Source organism: Paenibacillus sp. FSL E2-0177 (genome assembly GCF_037992975.1).
In the GTDB taxonomy this organism is placed as follows: domain Bacteria; phylum Bacillota; class Bacilli; order Paenibacillales; family Paenibacillaceae; genus Paenibacillus_AQ; species Paenibacillus_AQ odorifer.
In genome coordinates, this window is record NZ_CP150307.1 from 3,178,260 (window position 1) to 3,193,586 (window position 15,327).

The 15,327-nt window shown below is 39.9% G+C and carries 21 protein-coding genes; 17 read left to right on the plus strand and 4 right to left on the minus strand.

What is annotated here, in order from left to right; all coding sequences use genetic code 11:
- Nucleotides 1-18: 18 nt before the first annotated feature.
- The 3 genes from MHI25_RS14290 to MHI25_RS14300 all read left to right on the plus strand — a co-directional run bounded on the left by MHI25_RS14290 (nucleotide 19) and on the right by MHI25_RS14300 (nucleotide 2,735).
- Nucleotides 19-741 carry a ThuA domain-containing protein gene (locus tag MHI25_RS14290; protein ID WP_076194326.1) on the plus strand — a complete coding sequence of 241 codons (723 nt, stop codon included), beginning with the start codon at nucleotides 19-21 and terminating at the stop codon, nucleotides 739-741.
- A gap of 20 nt (nucleotides 742-761) precedes the next feature.
- Nucleotides 762-1,865, plus strand: a complete 1,104-nt coding sequence (locus MHI25_RS14295; protein WP_076194324.1) for a Gfo/Idh/MocA family oxidoreductase — start codon at nucleotides 762-764, stop codon at nucleotides 1,863-1,865.
- Between the two features lie 75 nt (nucleotides 1,866-1,940).
- Complete coding sequence (locus MHI25_RS14300; RefSeq protein WP_076185986.1) at nucleotides 1,941-2,735, plus strand: hypothetical protein; 795 nt, start codon at nucleotides 1,941-1,943, stop codon at nucleotides 2,733-2,735.
- 89 nt (nucleotides 2,736-2,824) lie between these two features.
- Here MHI25_RS14300 and MHI25_RS14305 read toward each other — a convergent pair whose 3' ends face one another.
- Nucleotides 2,825-3,646, minus strand: a complete 822-nt coding sequence (locus MHI25_RS14305) for a DUF2785 domain-containing protein (protein ID WP_076194322.1) — start codon at nucleotides 3,644-3,646, stop codon at nucleotides 2,825-2,827.
- A gap of 28 nt (nucleotides 3,647-3,674) precedes the next feature.
- Nucleotides 3,675-4,559, minus strand: a complete 885-nt coding sequence (locus tag MHI25_RS14310) for an AraC family transcriptional regulator (RefSeq protein WP_076185982.1) — start codon at nucleotides 4,557-4,559, stop codon at nucleotides 3,675-3,677.
- 124 nt (nucleotides 4,560-4,683) lie between these two features.
- Here MHI25_RS14310 and MHI25_RS14315 point away from each other — a divergent pair, with 124 nt between their 5' ends.
- The 3 genes from MHI25_RS14315 to MHI25_RS14325 are packed head-to-tail and all read left to right on the plus strand — an operon-like array spanning nucleotide 4,684 to nucleotide 7,136.
- Entirely contained in the window at nucleotides 4,684-5,571 is an 888-nt protein-coding gene (locus MHI25_RS14315; RefSeq protein WP_076129303.1) for a sugar phosphate isomerase/epimerase family protein, read from the plus strand.
- 18 nt (nucleotides 5,572-5,589) lie between these two features.
- Complete coding sequence (locus MHI25_RS14320) at nucleotides 5,590-6,621, plus strand: Gfo/Idh/MocA family oxidoreductase (RefSeq protein WP_248548185.1); 1,032 nt, start codon at nucleotides 5,590-5,592, stop codon at nucleotides 6,619-6,621.
- Nucleotides 6,622-6,662: 41 nt separating this feature from the next.
- Entirely contained in the window at nucleotides 6,663-7,136 is a 474-nt protein-coding gene (locus MHI25_RS14325; RefSeq protein ID WP_248548186.1) for a GNAT family N-acetyltransferase, read from the plus strand.
- Between the two features lie 62 nt (nucleotides 7,137-7,198).
- Here the strand turns inward: MHI25_RS14325 and MHI25_RS14330 are convergent, their stop codons facing one another.
- Nucleotides 7,199-7,693, minus strand: coding sequence for a hypothetical protein (locus tag MHI25_RS14330; protein ID WP_076185978.1), 495 nt, complete (start codon nucleotides 7,691-7,693; stop codon nucleotides 7,199-7,201).
- A 170-nt stretch (nucleotides 7,694-7,863) separates the two neighbouring features.
- Here MHI25_RS14330 and MHI25_RS14335 point away from each other — a divergent pair, with 170 nt between their 5' ends.
- From MHI25_RS14335 to MHI25_RS14370, 8 genes are all read left to right on the plus strand, one after another.
- The gene (locus tag MHI25_RS14335) at nucleotides 7,864-8,730 is read left to right on the plus strand and encodes a S66 peptidase family protein (RefSeq protein ID WP_340395563.1); all 867 of its coding nucleotides are present in this window, start codon (nucleotides 7,864-7,866) and stop codon (nucleotides 8,728-8,730) included.
- Nucleotides 8,731-8,902: 172 nt separating this feature from the next.
- Nucleotides 8,903-9,430 (plus strand): ClbS/DfsB family four-helix bundle protein, encoded by a 528-nt coding sequence (locus MHI25_RS14340; protein WP_076278990.1) that lies wholly within the window; start codon nucleotides 8,903-8,905, stop codon nucleotides 9,428-9,430.
- 15 nt (nucleotides 9,431-9,445) lie between these two features.
- The gene (locus MHI25_RS14345) at nucleotides 9,446-9,961 is read left to right on the plus strand and encodes a TlpA disulfide reductase family protein (RefSeq protein WP_076185973.1); all 516 of its coding nucleotides are present in this window, start codon (nucleotides 9,446-9,448) and stop codon (nucleotides 9,959-9,961) included.
- 10 nt (nucleotides 9,962-9,971) lie between these two features.
- On the plus strand, nucleotides 9,972-10,475 hold the full coding sequence (locus MHI25_RS14350) for a GNAT family N-acetyltransferase (protein ID WP_339173991.1): 504 nt from the start codon (nucleotides 9,972-9,974) through the stop codon (nucleotides 10,473-10,475).
- 332 nt (nucleotides 10,476-10,807) lie between these two features.
- Nucleotides 10,808-11,248: a hypothetical protein gene (locus MHI25_RS14355; RefSeq protein ID WP_175618980.1), complete on the plus strand. Its 441-nt coding sequence runs from the start codon at nucleotides 10,808-10,810 to the stop codon at nucleotides 11,246-11,248.
- A complete protein-coding gene (locus MHI25_RS14360) occupies nucleotides 11,215-12,024 on the plus strand; it encodes a DUF5071 domain-containing protein (protein ID WP_340395564.1) in 810 nt (269 codons plus the stop codon). Before MHI25_RS14355 ends, MHI25_RS14360 begins: the two co-directional genes overlap by 34 nt.
- A gap of 43 nt (nucleotides 12,025-12,067) precedes the next feature.
- Nucleotides 12,068-12,412, plus strand: a complete 345-nt coding sequence (locus MHI25_RS14365) for a PhzF family phenazine biosynthesis isomerase (RefSeq protein WP_340395565.1) — start codon at nucleotides 12,068-12,070, stop codon at nucleotides 12,410-12,412.
- Nucleotides 12,409-12,624 carry a sulfurtransferase TusA family protein gene (locus MHI25_RS14370; protein ID WP_076129310.1) on the plus strand — a complete coding sequence of 72 codons (216 nt, stop codon included), beginning with the start codon at nucleotides 12,409-12,411 and terminating at the stop codon, nucleotides 12,622-12,624. Before MHI25_RS14365 ends, MHI25_RS14370 begins: the two co-directional genes overlap by 4 nt.
- Before the next feature lie 2 nt (nucleotides 12,625-12,626).
- Here the strand turns inward: MHI25_RS14370 and MHI25_RS14375 are convergent, their stop codons facing one another.
- Nucleotides 12,627-13,511, minus strand: a complete 885-nt coding sequence (locus MHI25_RS14375) for a LysR family transcriptional regulator (protein ID WP_076135116.1) — start codon at nucleotides 13,509-13,511, stop codon at nucleotides 12,627-12,629.
- A 173-nt stretch (nucleotides 13,512-13,684) separates the two neighbouring features.
- Here MHI25_RS14375 and MHI25_RS14380 point away from each other — a divergent pair, with 173 nt between their 5' ends.
- From MHI25_RS14380 to MHI25_RS14390, 3 genes are all read left to right on the plus strand, one after another.
- Complete coding sequence (locus tag MHI25_RS14380) at nucleotides 13,685-14,374, plus strand: YeeE/YedE thiosulfate transporter family protein (RefSeq protein ID WP_076135115.1); 690 nt, start codon at nucleotides 13,685-13,687, stop codon at nucleotides 14,372-14,374.
- Between the two features lie 66 nt (nucleotides 14,375-14,440).
- Nucleotides 14,441-14,668, plus strand: coding sequence for a sulfurtransferase TusA family protein (locus tag MHI25_RS14385; protein WP_076129313.1), 228 nt, complete (start codon nucleotides 14,441-14,443; stop codon nucleotides 14,666-14,668).
- Nucleotides 14,669-14,690: 22 nt separating this feature from the next.
- Nucleotides 14,691-15,251: a YeeE/YedE thiosulfate transporter family protein gene (locus MHI25_RS14390; RefSeq protein WP_232061338.1), complete on the plus strand. Its 561-nt coding sequence runs from the start codon at nucleotides 14,691-14,693 to the stop codon at nucleotides 15,249-15,251.
- Nucleotides 15,252-15,327: the final 76 nt, after the last annotated feature.

The window sequence follows — 15,327 nt, forward strand, 5'->3', positions numbered from 1 at the left end:
TTAGAAGGAGTGCTGAAGATGAGAAAAGCATTGATTGTATGGGGCGGTTGGGAGGGTCATGAGCCTGAGCAGGTCGCTGATATATTCGCTAAAATGTTGCAAGAGGAACAGTTTGAAGTTGAAGTATCGAATACACTGGAGGCTTTTGCTGATGCAGATAAGCTTCTTGGACTAGATTTGATCGTGCCGGTATGGACAATGGGCACAATCGAGCAGGATTTTGTGAATCATGTCTCCGCAGCTGTACAGCATGGAACAGGTCTTGCCGGTTGCCATGGCGGGATGTGTGATTCTTTTCGTAATAATGTAGATTGGCAGTTTATGACGGGTGGACAATGGGTAGCTCATCCTGGGAATGACGGCGTTAACTATACCGTAGAGATTTGTCAAAGCTCAAGTCCTCTGGTAGAAGGATTAGAAGATTTCAGTGTTTGCTCAGAGCAATATTATCTGCATGTAGATCCAGCTGTTGAAGTTCTTGCTACGACTCGTTTTCCAGTAGTTGAAGGGCCTCATTCGTATAATAAGGCTGTTGATATGCCAGTAGCTTGGACAAAACGTTGGGGCTTGGGCAGAGTTTATTATAATTCACTGGGGCATCATGCGGACATTGTAGATCAGCCGCAAGTGCGTGAAATGATGCGCAGAGGATTAATATGGGCAGCTGAAGGTAAAGCGCAAGCATTATCCAATGTTTCGGAGGTTATGAATAGCTATAGTGGAATGGCAGACAGTCAATAAATTCTGGGAGCGATCAGCGAATGGATAAAGTCAAAGTTGGTATTATTGGATGCGGTAAAATCAGTAGTATCTATATGGAGAACTGTCAAAAGTTCGAGATCCTTGATCTAGTTGCATGTGCGGATTTAGATTTGGTGAGAGCACAAGAACAAGCGGATAAATACAATATTCCAAACGTCTATACCACAGAACAATTACTGAATGATCCAGAGATAGAAATCGTAATCAACTTAACGATTCCAGCTGTTCATGCGGAAGTATGCCTAAAAGCTATTGAAGCAGGTAAACATGTATACGTTGAGAAACCTCTAGCTGTGACGAGAGAAGAAGGCCGCAAAGTTCTGTCAGCTGCGCGGGAAAAGGGAGTACTTGTGGGCAGTGCACCGGAGACATTCTTCGGAGCGGGAATTCAAACGGTTTTGAAGCTGATAGATGAAGGAGTAATTGGCGAACCTGTTGCAGCTACTTCGTTTATGCTGGGCCGTGGACATGAGCATTGGCATCCAGATCCGGAATTTTATTATGCCGCTGGTGGAGGTCCAATGTTCGATATGGGTCCTTACTATTTGACGGCTTTGGTGCAGCTGTTGGGTCCTATTCATACGGTTAGCGGAATGACTGGGAAAGCGCTGGAAGAACGTACGATTACAAGCGAGAAGAAATTTGGGAATAAAATTCCTGTTCAAATTCCAACTCACGTAGCCGGAACCTTACGATTTGAAAATGGTGCCATTGCAACGTTGATTACAAGCTTTGATATCTTTGGCGGGAGCAACCTGCCGCATATAGAAATCTACGGAACGCTAGGAACGATTCAAGTTCCAGACCCGAATAACTTTGGGGGTCCCGTGAAACTCCGGCTTATGGGTGAGAATGAGTGGACGGAACAGCCGTTGTTGTCAGGGTATGATCAGAATACCCGCGGGATTGGACCAGCAGATATGGCTTACGCCATTCGGACGGGTAGAGAGCATCGTGCCAGTGGAGAACTGGCTTATCACGTATTAGAAGCAATGTGGGCTTTCCATGATTCTTCTGATGCTCATTCATTCTACGAAATGGAAAGCACCTGCACTCGTCCTGCGGCACTTCCAATCGGTCTTGCTCCTTATACTTTGGATTAGAGAATTCTTCCTGAATCTGCAACCTATCACTTCCGGTCTTCGTTTGAGAAGATGAAGAGTGGAGGTGTTAATAGGATGCGTAAGATAATTATTGGTTGGATATGGATTCCCGTTGTTATTTTGTTAATCAGTGGCTGTTCAGAGGCTCAACAAGCGAATAAGGAGCCGGTTCCAACTCCTGTAATTAGTTCAGAACCACAAATTTTAGCTTCTACGAACCCCGCAATGGATGATCCAGGCGCGGTTAAGACTTTCTTATCAGCTCAGAAGATTCCTAACGGAGATATTTATCTGCAAGATAACAAGGTTCATATTAATATTGTAGGTTTGAACTCGGAGATTGAGCAAAGCCTTGCTCAGACTTTCACTGCAGGTACTTATGAACTTCATGATGTGAAATATACGATGCAAGAGTTATTAGCTGCTCAAGAATTGTTGCATGAACAAGAACTATACCAGAAGCTGAATCTCTACGGCTCTGGTGTAGATACGATTGGTAATAAAGTAACTATTACCATTCCGTCAGATGATGCGGAAGCAGCTAAGCTTGAAATTGAAAAGTGGATCGATCCAAAGATGTTGACCTATGATATTTCAGAAATAGGTGATCCGCATGTAGTAGGTACAATCGTTGATATCGATACTAAACAGGCGAAGCGGATTCTAATCCTTGAACCTGGTAACGAAGATCCATCTTACTGGTTCACATTCAATGCGAAATCTGAAATGTTTAATGAAGCTGGAGAGACCATCAGCTTTAAGGATTTACAGGTTGGACAGCAGGTTAAGTTATGGAATACAGGGATGGTGCTGGAATCTTTTCCCGCGCTTGCGAGTGTGCGGAGGATGGAGCTAGCAATTACTGAATAATCTAATAGACCCGTCAACAGGTAGCAAGTGCTCCACGTATTTGAACTGTAGATGGAAAGTGAGGGTGCTCTAACCCTCACTTTTTTTAATTAGGAATAGTATACTTTTTCTACTTTATATAATGTATGCTCGATTGTTGGACAGAGATTGGCATGTACTTTGTAATATTTAACTCGAAAATATAAACTTTTCAAAAAGTTCTTTATATTATTTTTTTGTTTAAAGGCAGGAAGAAATTCTGGATTTTTCTCCACATCACCAAAACTTTGAATCCATTGCTCTACATAAGTCTGACTAAGCATTTTTCTATCTAAAACACTCATTATGGATCTTACCATTCGCTCATCTTCCCCATCGGAGTATATTCGATCTGTTATGGTCATCTTTTCGTAAACCAAATCGAGGATAGTTATGAGGTCATTTTCATCCAGTTCGGAGCATTGAGCCAATTCATCTAAAGTATCTGCTGCATGGGCTATAGCATGAGCCCAGCCTTTTTCTTCGTCATACCCCCGGTAATCCCGCTCATTTTGCACACTGCAAAATACCTTCTCTTTTATCTGATGAATTTGCTCTCTTGAGAGAAATGGTGATTCTTTATGCCTCATGAAGAGGAGTGGGATAACTAGCATAGAGAAAGATCTGGTAAAGACAGAGTCTGTATTGGTTTCGCCAAGCTTAAAATGCAAATGGTTTTTATCCAAGATAACGGGTATAAGTTGTTCCAGTCCGTTTGTAGTTAGAGAATTACCTGGGATCCAATGAGAAAAAGTTGTATAAATTAGCTCATCCCGTAGTTGGGCATCTAAAGAACCAATGTTATTTATCATTTCTTGTACCAACTGGAAGGTATCGGAAGGTGCTTGGTAATCATTTTCTTTTATGCATATCAACGTTTCTTTTAAATTCATTTTATAATCTCCTATTTTCCAGTGTGAATTATTTTCTAATACCGGATGGTGTAGTTCCTTTATATTGCTTAAACAGCTTGGTAAAATAATTAGGATTGTCGCAGCCCACTCGTCCAGCAATCTCCGTTACAGTAAAATCTGTCTCCAGCAACAGTCGTTCTGCTTCATTTACGCGGCAAAGATTAACATAATCGATGAAGGTTCGGCCGGTGAGCTTCTTAAAGGTTTTGCAGAAATGGTATGGATTTAGATTAACGGATCTCGCGGCGCTTTCAATAGTCATTTTCTCATCAAAATGGTTCTCCATGTACTCCAGCAATGGCTTAAAACGCTCACGATTGAAGGATTGACGTTCATTTGTTCTGCCAGAAACCTGCTCAGGCAAAAAGGTACGGGAGAGCAATACAAAAAGTAGATGAAGTTGATTTTTGATGATCAACTGAAATGCAGGACCTTTCTGATGCACTTCATCCACGATAGTGTTCAGAAGAGAGTAATAAGTAGAACAGGTTGGAACTAGTGCCGCTGGTTTAACTGGTAGCTGATATCGATTCTCCAAATAGGGAGCTACGAATTGTTCATGTTGAGGATCTTGCTTCCAATCTTTAAATAAAGAACTATGAAATACGACGGATATAAATCGGACATGATCATCCCGCAGACTATATCCAACATGCAAACCTCCAGAAGGAACAAACAAAACCTCTCCGGGATGCAGTTCGTAGGGCTTGCTGTCGATGTGGAAAATGGCGCTGCCTGCTTGCATGATAATGATTTCGAAATGCTCATGCCAGTGTAGAAAAAGGATGTTCTGGCCGATTTTCGCATGTCTGCATTCATTAAAAAACAATCGAAACGGATAGGTGTTTCCTTCTAATTGAGGGTATTCTTTAAGATCATTAGGATAGCTCAATATTTATTCAACTCCCACAATATACGACTATATAAACACAATATAATAAGAGTTTTAAGCTCAAATGCAGTATATACTCGGGTTATAGAACTTACTATAAACCAATATTGGAGTGGTACACAAGATGAAGGATACAATGCGTATAGGCACATTAGTTGGAGGCGGAGATGCTGTTAGAGTGATTCCGCAAATCGTAGGTCATGGCTTCGAATCTTTTAGCTTAACCTTCTGGCAGACTACAGGTGAAACAGATCTTGTGGAAACTGGTAAGCGTGTGCAAGAACTTGCGGCAAAACATGATTTTGTGATTTCATCGGTTGGCATCTTTGGCAATCCTTTGACGAATACGGGTGACAATTCCGATGCATTAGCGAGCTGGGAACGGCTTATTGATCATGCTCATGTATTTGGTACTGATATGGTATCAGGATTCACGGGACGACTACCAGGAGTGTCCATTGATGAATCGATTCCGAAGTTTGCCGAGGTATTTGGTGAGCTGACAAAAAGAGCAGCAGATCGCGGAGTAAGAATTGCTTTTGAGAACTGTTCCATGGATGGCAATTGGACTTCAGGGGACTGGAATATCGCTCATCATCCAATAGCCTGGGAAAAGATGTTTAACGCTGTCCCTGCTGACAATATGGGACTCGAATGGGAGCCCTGCCATCAGATGGTGCAGTTGATTGACCCGATTCCACAGCTGCGCAAATGGACAGATAAGATTTTCCATGTACACGGCAAGGATGCCACCATCGCTTGGGATATTGTAAAAGAATATGGAATCCACGGCCCGAAACCTTATGTATGGCACCGTACTCCGGGTTTTGGTGATACGAACTGGACGGATGTTATCTCCATTTTGCGTCAGGCTGGTTATAAAGGAACCATTGATATTGAAGGTTGGCATGATCCTGTCTATCGGGATGAACTGGAAATGATGGGTCAAGTACATGCCTTGAATCATTTAAAACAATGCCGCGGGGGCAGCTTTGTGCCTAATCCGCTTTAATAAGTCAGGGGGAGAAATATGACAGCACAGTATCGGGTAGTAGTTGCAGGTTGCGGAGGAATGGCTAATGCATGGATTGAATACGCTTTATTGCGTACAGATACTAAGATCGTTGCTCTAGTAGATATAAGGTTGGAGTCGGCTGAGGCGATGGCCGTGAAGCATGGGATTTCATGTCTGACGTTTACGGATATTAAGCAGGCGATACAGGAGACCGCAGCAAATCTCGTCTTTGACGTTACTGTTCCCGGAAGTCATTTCAATATTTCTAGCACTGCATTGGAACTTGGGTGTAATGTGTTTAGTGAGAAACCTTTAGCTGAGACTATGGAGGAATGTAATAAGATTGTTGAGATCTCGGAACGGACTGGAAACGCTCATGCGGTGATGCAGAACCGCCGTTATGATCCTCGTATTCGTTCTTTAAGAAAAATCATAGAATCAGGAACGATTGGTAGAACAGGATTTATCGGTGCAAGCTTTTTCCTTGGGGCTCATTTCGGGGGGTTCCGTGATGTTATGAAAAGTCCGTTGCTGCTGGATATGGCGATTCATACCTTCGACCAGGCCCGGTTTATTAGTGGCGCGAACCCTGTGTCCGTATACTGTCAGGAGTTTAATCCTCCCGGTTCATGGTATGAGGGGAATGCGTCGGCAGTGTGCATTTTCGAGATGTCCGACGGTTCAATATTTACCTATCAGGGATCTTGGTGTGCAGAAGGTGCATCCACGTCATGGGAAGCTTCTTGGCGGGTTAACGGGGAGAAAGGAACCGCAATCTGGGATGGTCATGAGCTGCCATATGCTGAGGTAGTTACTGCAGGAGATCAGAGCGATATGTTCATTCGTGACGTAAAGCGTGTAAAGGGTGAAAACGTTGAGATGAGTAAAACATTCCATCAAGGGTGTTTGGATGAGATGTTCTTGTCATTGGCAGAGCAACGTCCTGCAGAGACGAATTGTAGAGATAATCGGTATAGTATGGCAATGGTGTTCGGAGCGCTGGAAAGTGCTGAATCTGGCCGGAAAATCGATCTAGTGGAGTTTTGAGATTGACTTCTGTTACTACAATCGCCAGCAAGGAGATCAAAATGAATATTAGAGCTTACCGAGAATCGGATCTTATTCAAATTATCTCATTGTTCTACGAAACAGTTCATTCCGTAAACAAACAAGACTACTCACAGGAACAGCTGGATGCTTGGGCACCTAAAGAGGAAGAGGCACTTAAGCTTAATACTTGGAGAGCTTCTTTACGTCAAAATATCACTTATGTAGCCGAAATTAATAATATTATTGTGGGCTTTTCTGATATGACAGCAGAAGGACATTTGGATCGATTATATGTTCACAAAGATTACCAAGGGCAAGGTGTAGCCTCTGCATTGGCGAATAAGCTTGAATTGAAAGCAAAAGAACAGGGTCTTTATGAAATGGATGCCGAAGCAAGCATCACTGCTAAACCTTTTTTTGAACGACTGGGATACCAGCTTATTGCGAAACAAAGTATAGAACGAAAAGGTGTTCTGTTGGTCAATTATAGGATGAGCAAAAAAATAATGTAATTCAAAAAAGCAGGTTGCTCATTAGAGCAGTCTGCTTTTTATGATAAGAAGGATATTCAAATTCACCCATCAATCAAGTTCATTAATGCTACAGTATCAAATCGATCCCCTTGAACTAACCATTTACCGTCCACATCAAAGAGAGTCAATATACCTTCCAAAGGTACACGTTTACTTTCTTTGTCATCCTTATCCAATAAAACAAGATCCACCGTATATTTTAACTCGACAATATCCTTTTTTTGTTCGGAAAGGTTGAATTTTAGGTTTTCCGGTTTTAAAGAAAGCTTTTGTGTATCAGCGATTTTAAATGGGATAGTTGTAATTCGGTTCGCTATAGCCTTTTCGGAAAAGTATTCTGTAAAATACGGTTTCATCTCTTCATTTCGCGCAAGAATGGATTCATCAGACATTAAATCCTCAGAAGCCTTGACGGTATATTCTACATTTTTATATTTCTCTGCGGCTTTAGTAGCATCATCTACTTCTGAACTACATCCCATAATTAACGCCAGGGAAAATAATATCATGCTTAATATCAACGGTGATTTACGCATTAGTACACCCCCAATGTATTTGATCTTGCATTATTATACTTATATTACCATGTTGTGGTTTCAAAATTTCAAGAAGAAAATGATTCAAATCCCTAAATATGGTATGGTGTAAATATGATCGTAAATTTGAGGAGATTAAACTAAAAAGTAGCATCGAAAGGATTATTAAAATGAACACAACCTTAAAATTTACTCGCGGGAATAAAGTAGGACTGATTGCTTGTTCAGATGGTGTGAGAGTAGAAAACCTAGCTAAAGTAGAGGAATTAAAAAGAGTTTTGCATTCATTTGGACTCCATGTAGTGGTGGCTAATACTTTGTTTAGAAAAGAGGGTTATTTCAGCGGCAATCCCATGGAAAGAGCAGCGGAGCTGAATCAACTATTTAAAAATACTGAAATTAGCGCGATATTCGATATTTCAGGTGGGGATTCTGCCAATCAGATCTTAGAGTACATAGACTATGAAAGTATCCGAATGAACCCCAAACCCTTTTTCGGAATAAGTGATTTGTCAGTTATTTTGAACGCTTTATATACGCAAAATAATTCGAAATCCTATCATTATCAGTTGATGAATCTAGTGTCTTCTGATGGGGCGGAGCAGCAAAGGGCTTTTTATCGAACATTCTTCGAGGGTCAAAACGATCTTTACGATTTCCGGTATCATTGGGTTCGTGGTAACCAGATGAGCGGGATAGTAATCGGGGGGAATATTCGCTGTTTTTTGAAGCTGGCAGGGACAAGCTATTTTCCGGATCCTTGTGACAAAATATTATTGTTGGAGAGTTTAAGTGGCAGAGCTAACAAAATAGTCTCCTTTTTTGCTCAGCTCCAGCAATTGAAATATTTTGATGCTTGTGCTGGATTGATTCTAGGGTCGTTTTCAGAACTTGAGAACTTTAATGAATTCCCGATAGTAGAAGAGTATGTGAAGGAAATTAGCCATTCCGCCTCCATTCCTATCATAAAGACAGCTGAGCTTGGGCATGGCAGTAACAGTAAGTGTATTGTTGTGGGCAATAAAATCACTTTGTGAAATTCTTTATCAAATTCCGCTTGCCAGAGAACTTGGAAATGGAGATTCACTCAAAGGGATCATTAGGTCAGTGTTTACGTGTGCAATTTGGACTGCATATTTATTGAAATCAGAGCGAGTACATAATACGTTTGTAAAGTAATTTAAAAAAGTGTTTTAAAGGAGGGGTATGATGTCTACACAAGATTATCTATCAAAAGAAGAATTGAAAGATGCGATTCATATTGCCTATCAGTCTCTTGATCATGAATTTGATGGCATTGAGCACTCCCAAAGAGACAATCGTATGGAAGGGGTTGATCGTACCCCAGCAGAAATCATTGCTTATCAATTGGGCTGGTTGAATCTTATTATGAAATGGGATAAGGATGAAAAAGCAGGGTTAACCGTTATTACACCTTCACCGGATTATAAATGGAATCAGCTTGGCGGATTATATCAATCGTTTTATCATACATATGCTGCCTACTCATTAGACGAGTTAAGATCTTTATTTCAAGAGACAGAACATCAGTGGCAGAACTGGATTGATTCTTTAAGTGATGAAGAACTTTTTACGCAAGGCGTGCGGAAATGGACAGGAAACAATCCAAGATGGCCAATGGTCAAATGGATTCATATTAATTCAGTAGCACCGTTTAAGACTTTTCGTTCTAAGATTCGCAAATGGAAAAAGCTTAATGTAACTAAGGAAGTATAAAAGGACGGATTATTTTTGAAGAAGATATCTATTATTGTAAGTACATTTATATTTTTGATTGCATTAAGCTCGATTATACTTGTCGTAGTAAACAACACTTCTAAACCCATTAAGAGTCCTGAGAACATTGAACTAAAAGAGTTGGCGAATGGAAACAAAATACAAGTGGACTTCACGGAGAAACCCACTGTATTCGTATTTTTCACCTCATGGTGTCCATATTGTAATGACGACGCTCCTAAGATTGTCTCATTGTATGAGAAATATAAAAATAGAGTGAACATATACGGAATCAATTTGCTTTATCAAGATGATCTTTCTGAAGTAAAACAATACGTGGCGGATTACAACATAAAGTATCCTGTTCTCCTAGATGAAACAGGTGATCTCCATAAACAATTTGGTGAACAAGCTTTTCCTGCGTTGTTTTTTATAAACTCTGATGGCAAGGTTATGGATCAAATTATTGGCTCGACTGATTTTGACGCAATTGAGAGCTCGTTTAAGATTTTCATTAAAAACTATGATTAAGGAGGTTGAAATGAATACGATCCATTTAGAGGTTTTTGCAGCAAAAGATCAATCGGATGTAGATATATTTTGGGGACTTTTTAATAGTTACATTAATGAATTATCTCTCCACGTATCTATGGGCGATGATTTTGACCTGGATTACTTTTATTCAGACGAGTATAGAGAGATCATTGAAGAGCTAAGAACAAGAGATATAAATCCTTTAAATTTGTTTCTTATACATAAGGACAGTACTGTGCTTGGATTTTTAATGTATGTTACTTATTTTGATGAGGGTGGAAAGTGTTTTTTAATGGAGTATTATATTGAACCTACGTATCGGAATTTAGGGTATGGTGAATTTGCCTATTCAATGGTCGAAAAACATGTTTATGCAGACGGTGCAAAGTATATCGAGTTAACCCCGACTAATGATGCAAATGAAAGGTTTTGGCGCAGTGTGGGGTATATGAAATCATCGGATATGGATGAGGATCATAAATACATTTATCGGAAATCACTTTGTATCTAAACCGTAAGGAGTTAATCCCTATGATCAAAAAAAGAAAGAAACTCATAATCATCACCGCATTTCTTTCATTTTTGCTTCTGATGCTGATTGTAGTCTATATAATAAATCCTCAACCTGTTATGTAGAACCAGATTTTACAGAGGTCACAACAACGATACTTTTGAACGATATTGATCCAGACGGATTTAACGCGGATGTGATCGCCCATTCAGAAATTAATAGATGGTTTGGAATCTTTGTCAGGTTTAGTGGAGCTTATTGATGGATTAAATAATGGAAAATATTTCAAAACAATCTATAAATCAATCGAATCCCAAAGCTAGGAGGTTGAGATGAAGAAATTCATTATTGTAATTCTAGCCATAATTGCTTTATTGCCATTACATGCGGTCTCCGCGGATTGGGCCGGTTCGTTTGTTGTTTATTCAGGTGACATCTACGAAATATCAGACGATGAACTCATCCCCTCCGAAGAAATCGATAAGAAGATAGGGCATGTAACTAAATATTCCGATGAGGAAGGCACGTACAGGGGAAATTTCTCGAATATTTATCCTAAAGGTACGCCCTACTACTCAATTATCAATACGGATCCAAAAGATTACATTGCTATTAAGACCCAAGAGGATATCTTTGTAAAAGCTTATAATAAAGGCCATTATCCCAATGATGAATTGGTTAAAAAAACGATTTGGATGTATTTCTTATTGGGGACATCGGTTATCGTCTTATTAATAATTTGGATAATGAAGCGGAAGAAAGCAGTGTTGTAGCTAGAACGGCGTGGTGGAAAATTCAAGTTCAAAGGGTGAATCTAGTGGAAGAAGCATCTAGTCTAATCAAAAAATTATCATGGCACACACGCGAAGAGGAAAAGGAAGATGCAATTAATAAGCTACAATATATAAAGGATGAAGCTTTGCATTTATTAGTACAACCTATATCAAAAGACTATTGGGATGGAGCGGCTGAAACAGTCATACGTTTAGGATATCCACGTGTGAAAAGCATATTGCCGGGTTTGCTTGAATGGATACAAGATTTAAATTGGCCAGGTGCGGGGGAAATAGCTGGTTTTTTACTTGAAATAGGGGATCCGATGATTCCATATGTTAAAGATGTACTAAATCAACACAGCGATGATCAAGAATGGGTGTATTGGATTTTCGAAAAATTAATTGATCATTGGAACACGAACCAAGTCCAACAGATACAAGCAGAATTAATTAAGATTTCACAGGAAAAAGCCAATGACCTATCGGCATTAAGAATCTTATTAACTCACGGTATATACGCAAAAGATGTGGTCTGTGAAATAATCCAGCACAAAAAAGATGTCCTTGTATTTGAACTCAAGGAACTTCATGATACTCATCTTGAAATTGATTGTGAAGCTCTTCATAAAGAATTCTTAAATCAGCAGCCTAATGTAATTAAACAGTTTCATGAGCACAATAAAGACCGTTTTTATATATGTAATGCGATATCTAACCGCCAAGAAGTTTTAAGAGAAATAGAAATTTTTACTGCTGAGTTTCTCACTTCGTGAAGTTATCAAGCTTTATTGAAATAAATTGAAAGGAGACTAACCAATGAACAACATAAAAGTACTTCATTATGATGCTTTTTCTCCTTATTCCAACAAAGGAAATCCAGCTGGTGTAGTATTAGATGCGGCTCATTTGAGGGAAAGTGACATGCAAGCGATAGCTCATAAGGTCGGTTTTAACGAAACAGTTTTTGTAGTCTCATCAGATGTAGCTGATTTAAGGCTTAAGTATTTTACGCCAGCCCATGAGATCAATCTTTGTGGACATGCTACAATGGCATCTTTATTTGCTTTAAAAACAAAGTGGATCCTTGGTGAGGCTGGCTCGATAAAGATCGAAACAAACGTGGGGGTGCTACCCATTCAATTCAGTATGGTAACTTCATGATTGAAATTGATTGTCTGGGAGAAATCTGTCCAGTACCAGTAATGATGTTAAAAAAACATCAAAAAGCCATTCAAAATGGCGAACAGGTGATGCTGGTTACTGATCATAGCTGCGCAAAAGTTTCCATCACGGATTACTGTCGTGGTTCAAATTTGAAATGTACCATCCAAGAAGTTATTAATGGGGTATGGGAGATTACGATTGAGATATAAGTTCAACACAATGTATCAATCAATGTCTTTTCTATATAACGAATTAATTGTTTCGTATCATTGTCACAACGCTGATTATGTTTTTTTACCATGTAGACATCGTTATTTACTTGGAACTGATCAATATGAATAATCTTGAGTTGTTTACTATACAACTCTTTTTTTATGGACATATAAGGCAGAAAGGCAACACCATGTCCTCTAATTGCAGCAAGCTTTACCGCCTCAAGGGAGTCCAGATTAAACAGTATGTTTAATTTAAGCTCACCCGCAGATATGTTATTTAAAGCCCTTTGCACACAATGAAGCTGTGAGGACCAGATTAACGGATATTTAGGGAGCTCATTCAGTGTGATTTTATCAGGACAAACGGTCGTACTGCTTGCCACTAGCATAACTTGATCAGAAAACACCATATTGGAGCTTAATTCAGATTTCGGGGAAGGCCCGGAAATAAAGCCAACATCACCTTCTTCAAGAAGCAAACGTTCTTCTACCAGTGACGATGCCCCTTCGTTTAGAGTGATATGGCAATTGGGAAAATGCTTTTTTACCTCATATAAGGTACATGGCAGGGCATAATTACAGACTTCTGGAATCGCATAAATAGACAGCTCATGTTGTGTTGGCTGTAAATGATTGATCTCTGTGACCATATCATCATACAATTTACAGATTTGCTCCGCATACTTCTCTGCTATAATCCCTGCTTCTGTTAGGCTGGCCCCTTTATTACTTCTCACAAAAAGCTCAGAACCCAAGGTATTCTCCCAGGATTTCAACTGCTGACTCAGTGCGGATTGGGTGATATGAGATTTCTGAGCGGCTTTAGATATACTTTTTAACGAAGCAATATCTAAAAATAATTTAAGCGTTTCCATATTCATACTTATTCCTCCTGTTGCCCGCTGTTAGTGCAAACTATAGCATACTTGATTACGCTCCATCTGTGCCATTAGTAACACTTATACAGCATAAAGAAAGCAGATAACCACAGCGCAAATAAGTATGTTACTATTTTCACATAGTCAATTACATAAAACGATGGAGGTGTTAGACTATGGGGCAAACCGTAAGTCCCGAAACGAAATCAACCCGAACCAGAGCTCCTAGAAAACCTAAAAAGAGTCAGTTGCCCATCGCGTTGCTGGTCACAGTTCTCATTATTGGGTTTGGTTTTTTCCTAGACCATTCCCACGATAAAATGGTTGTCTACCTGCTTTTCGGTATTTCGTTTGGCGTTATTTTGCAAAGATCACGTTTCTGCTTTACTGCATCACTTAGAGATCCATGTATTACAGGCAGCACATCGGTAACAAGAGCTGTACTGATAGCATTTTCTCTCGCTACGATCGGATTTACAGCCATAAAGTATCCAGCGTTCCTGGAAGGTAAACCGATTCCTGGGATGGATAATGTGGGTCAAATCAGTTTTGCTTTGATAATTGGCGCAGTATTATTCGGAATTGGCATGGTTATTGCAGGGGGTTGCGCTTCGGGTACATTGATGCGTGTAGGTGAAGGATTCACGATGCAGATGTTGTCACTTGTGTTTTTTGTCATTGGTTCACTTTGGGGATCACATGATATGGGTTGGTGGAGAGCTAACGTTATAAAGGATGCACCCACTGTATTTTTACCAGACGTCTTTGGTTGGCTTGGAGCGCTAGTTGTTCAGTTCCTGATCATTCTTCTGTTGTACATCGCTGCAGTTAAATGGCAAGAGAAAAAGATGGGAAGCGCAGATTAGTTTAAGTTATTACGTGAATATTTTCACTATTAGGAATTTTAAAAAATATAAAAGGTGGTTTTTAAGATGGCTGAATTTACACTTGATTGCCTGGGAGAAGCTTGTCCGGTACCGTTAATGAGAACAGAAAAGAAAATGACTGAACTAAATGTTGGAGACGTTCTAGTTGTTGCTATTGATCATAGCTGCGCAATGAAAAACGTACCAGAATGGGCGAGAAAACAGGGACATAATGTGGAAATCGAAGAGGTCGATGATGGCGAGTGGGAAGTTGTTATTGAGAAGGTAAAATAGGATCGCTAAGTAGGAAAGGACGGTGAATGAAACGGTGAACGAATTCTGGTTGAAGATATCGTCTAACCGCTTTTACAAGCAATTGCTCAAAGAACCGTTTACTTATGTAACTGGAGCTGTACTTCTCGCTGTGTTCGCTACAGCACATCTGGCTGTTTTCTCAAAAGGATGGGGAGTAACCAGCGCCTTCGCGGACTGGGGAGCTTGGGCGTATCGACTGGTAGGAGGAAATGTAGATAACTGGGCTTACTTTAGTACGGAGAAAGCTCAAAAAACATTATCTTCCGGATTTTTGAATGATGGTGGGTCTATTCGAAATGTAGGGATTATCTTAGGTGCATTAGCAGCGACATTGTTTGCTTCCGAGTTCAAGCTTAAGAAAATTAAGTCCAAAAAGCAGGTAGTGGCGGCTGTACTTGGTGGGTTGCTCATGGGGTACGGAGCTAGACTGGCTAATGGATGTAATATAGGTGCATTATTTACGGCTATAGCTTCTTTATCGCTTTCAGGCTGGATTTTTGGATTGTTCCTGCTGGTTGGTGCATTTATAGGCAGTAAATTATTAGCCAAATTCTTTATGTAAAAGTGAAATAGGCTGAGCTTATAGTGCTGACGAGAGTCAGCCTATTTTATTGAAATCATAGTCTACACAGGAGGGT

Excerpts from the sequence above, each read along its gene's own strand:
- MHI25_RS14355 (WP_175618980.1), top strand. The coding sequence starts at position 10,808 with ATGAAGAAATTCATTATTGTAATTCTAGCCATAATTGCTTTATTGCCA.
- MHI25_RS14370 (WP_076129310.1), top strand. The coding sequence starts at position 12,409 with ATGATTGAAATTGATTGTCTGGGAGAAATCTGTCCAGTACCAGTAATG.
- MHI25_RS14365 (WP_340395565.1), top strand. The coding sequence starts at position 12,068 with ATGAACAACATAAAAGTACTTCATTATGATGCTTTTTCTCCTTATTCC.
- MHI25_RS14325 (WP_248548186.1), top strand. The coding sequence starts at position 6,663 with ATGAATATTAGAGCTTACCGAGAATCGGATCTTATTCAAATTATCTCA.
- MHI25_RS14315 (WP_076129303.1), top strand. The coding sequence starts at position 4,684 with ATGAAGGATACAATGCGTATAGGCACATTAGTTGGAGGCGGAGATGCT.
- MHI25_RS14350 (WP_339173991.1), top strand. The coding sequence starts at position 9,972 with ATGAATACGATCCATTTAGAGGTTTTTGCAGCAAAAGATCAATCGGAT.
- MHI25_RS14320 (WP_248548185.1), top strand. The coding sequence starts at position 5,590 with ATGACAGCACAGTATCGGGTAGTAGTTGCAGGTTGCGGAGGAATGGCT.
- MHI25_RS14330 (WP_076185978.1), bottom strand. The coding sequence starts at position 7,693 with ATGCGTAAATCACCGTTGATATTAAGCATGATATTATTTTCCCTGGCG.
- MHI25_RS14290 (WP_076194326.1), top strand. The coding sequence starts at position 19 with ATGAGAAAAGCATTGATTGTATGGGGCGGTTGGGAGGGTCATGAGCCT.
- MHI25_RS14305 (WP_076194322.1), bottom strand. The coding sequence starts at position 3,646 with ATGAATTTAAAAGAAACGTTGATATGCATAAAAGAAAATGATTACCAA.
- MHI25_RS14380 (WP_076135115.1), top strand. The coding sequence starts at position 13,685 with ATGGGGCAAACCGTAAGTCCCGAAACGAAATCAACCCGAACCAGAGCT.
- MHI25_RS14385 (WP_076129313.1), top strand. The coding sequence starts at position 14,441 with ATGGCTGAATTTACACTTGATTGCCTGGGAGAAGCTTGTCCGGTACCG.
- MHI25_RS14335 (WP_340395563.1), top strand. The coding sequence starts at position 7,864 with ATGAACACAACCTTAAAATTTACTCGCGGGAATAAAGTAGGACTGATT.
- MHI25_RS14295 (WP_076194324.1), top strand. The coding sequence starts at position 762 with ATGGATAAAGTCAAAGTTGGTATTATTGGATGCGGTAAAATCAGTAGT.
- MHI25_RS14340 (WP_076278990.1), top strand. The coding sequence starts at position 8,903 with ATGTCTACACAAGATTATCTATCAAAAGAAGAATTGAAAGATGCGATT.
- MHI25_RS14300 (WP_076185986.1), top strand. The coding sequence starts at position 1,941 with ATGCGTAAGATAATTATTGGTTGGATATGGATTCCCGTTGTTATTTTG.
- MHI25_RS14375 (WP_076135116.1), bottom strand. The coding sequence starts at position 13,511 with ATGAATATGGAAACGCTTAAATTATTTTTAGATATTGCTTCGTTAAAA.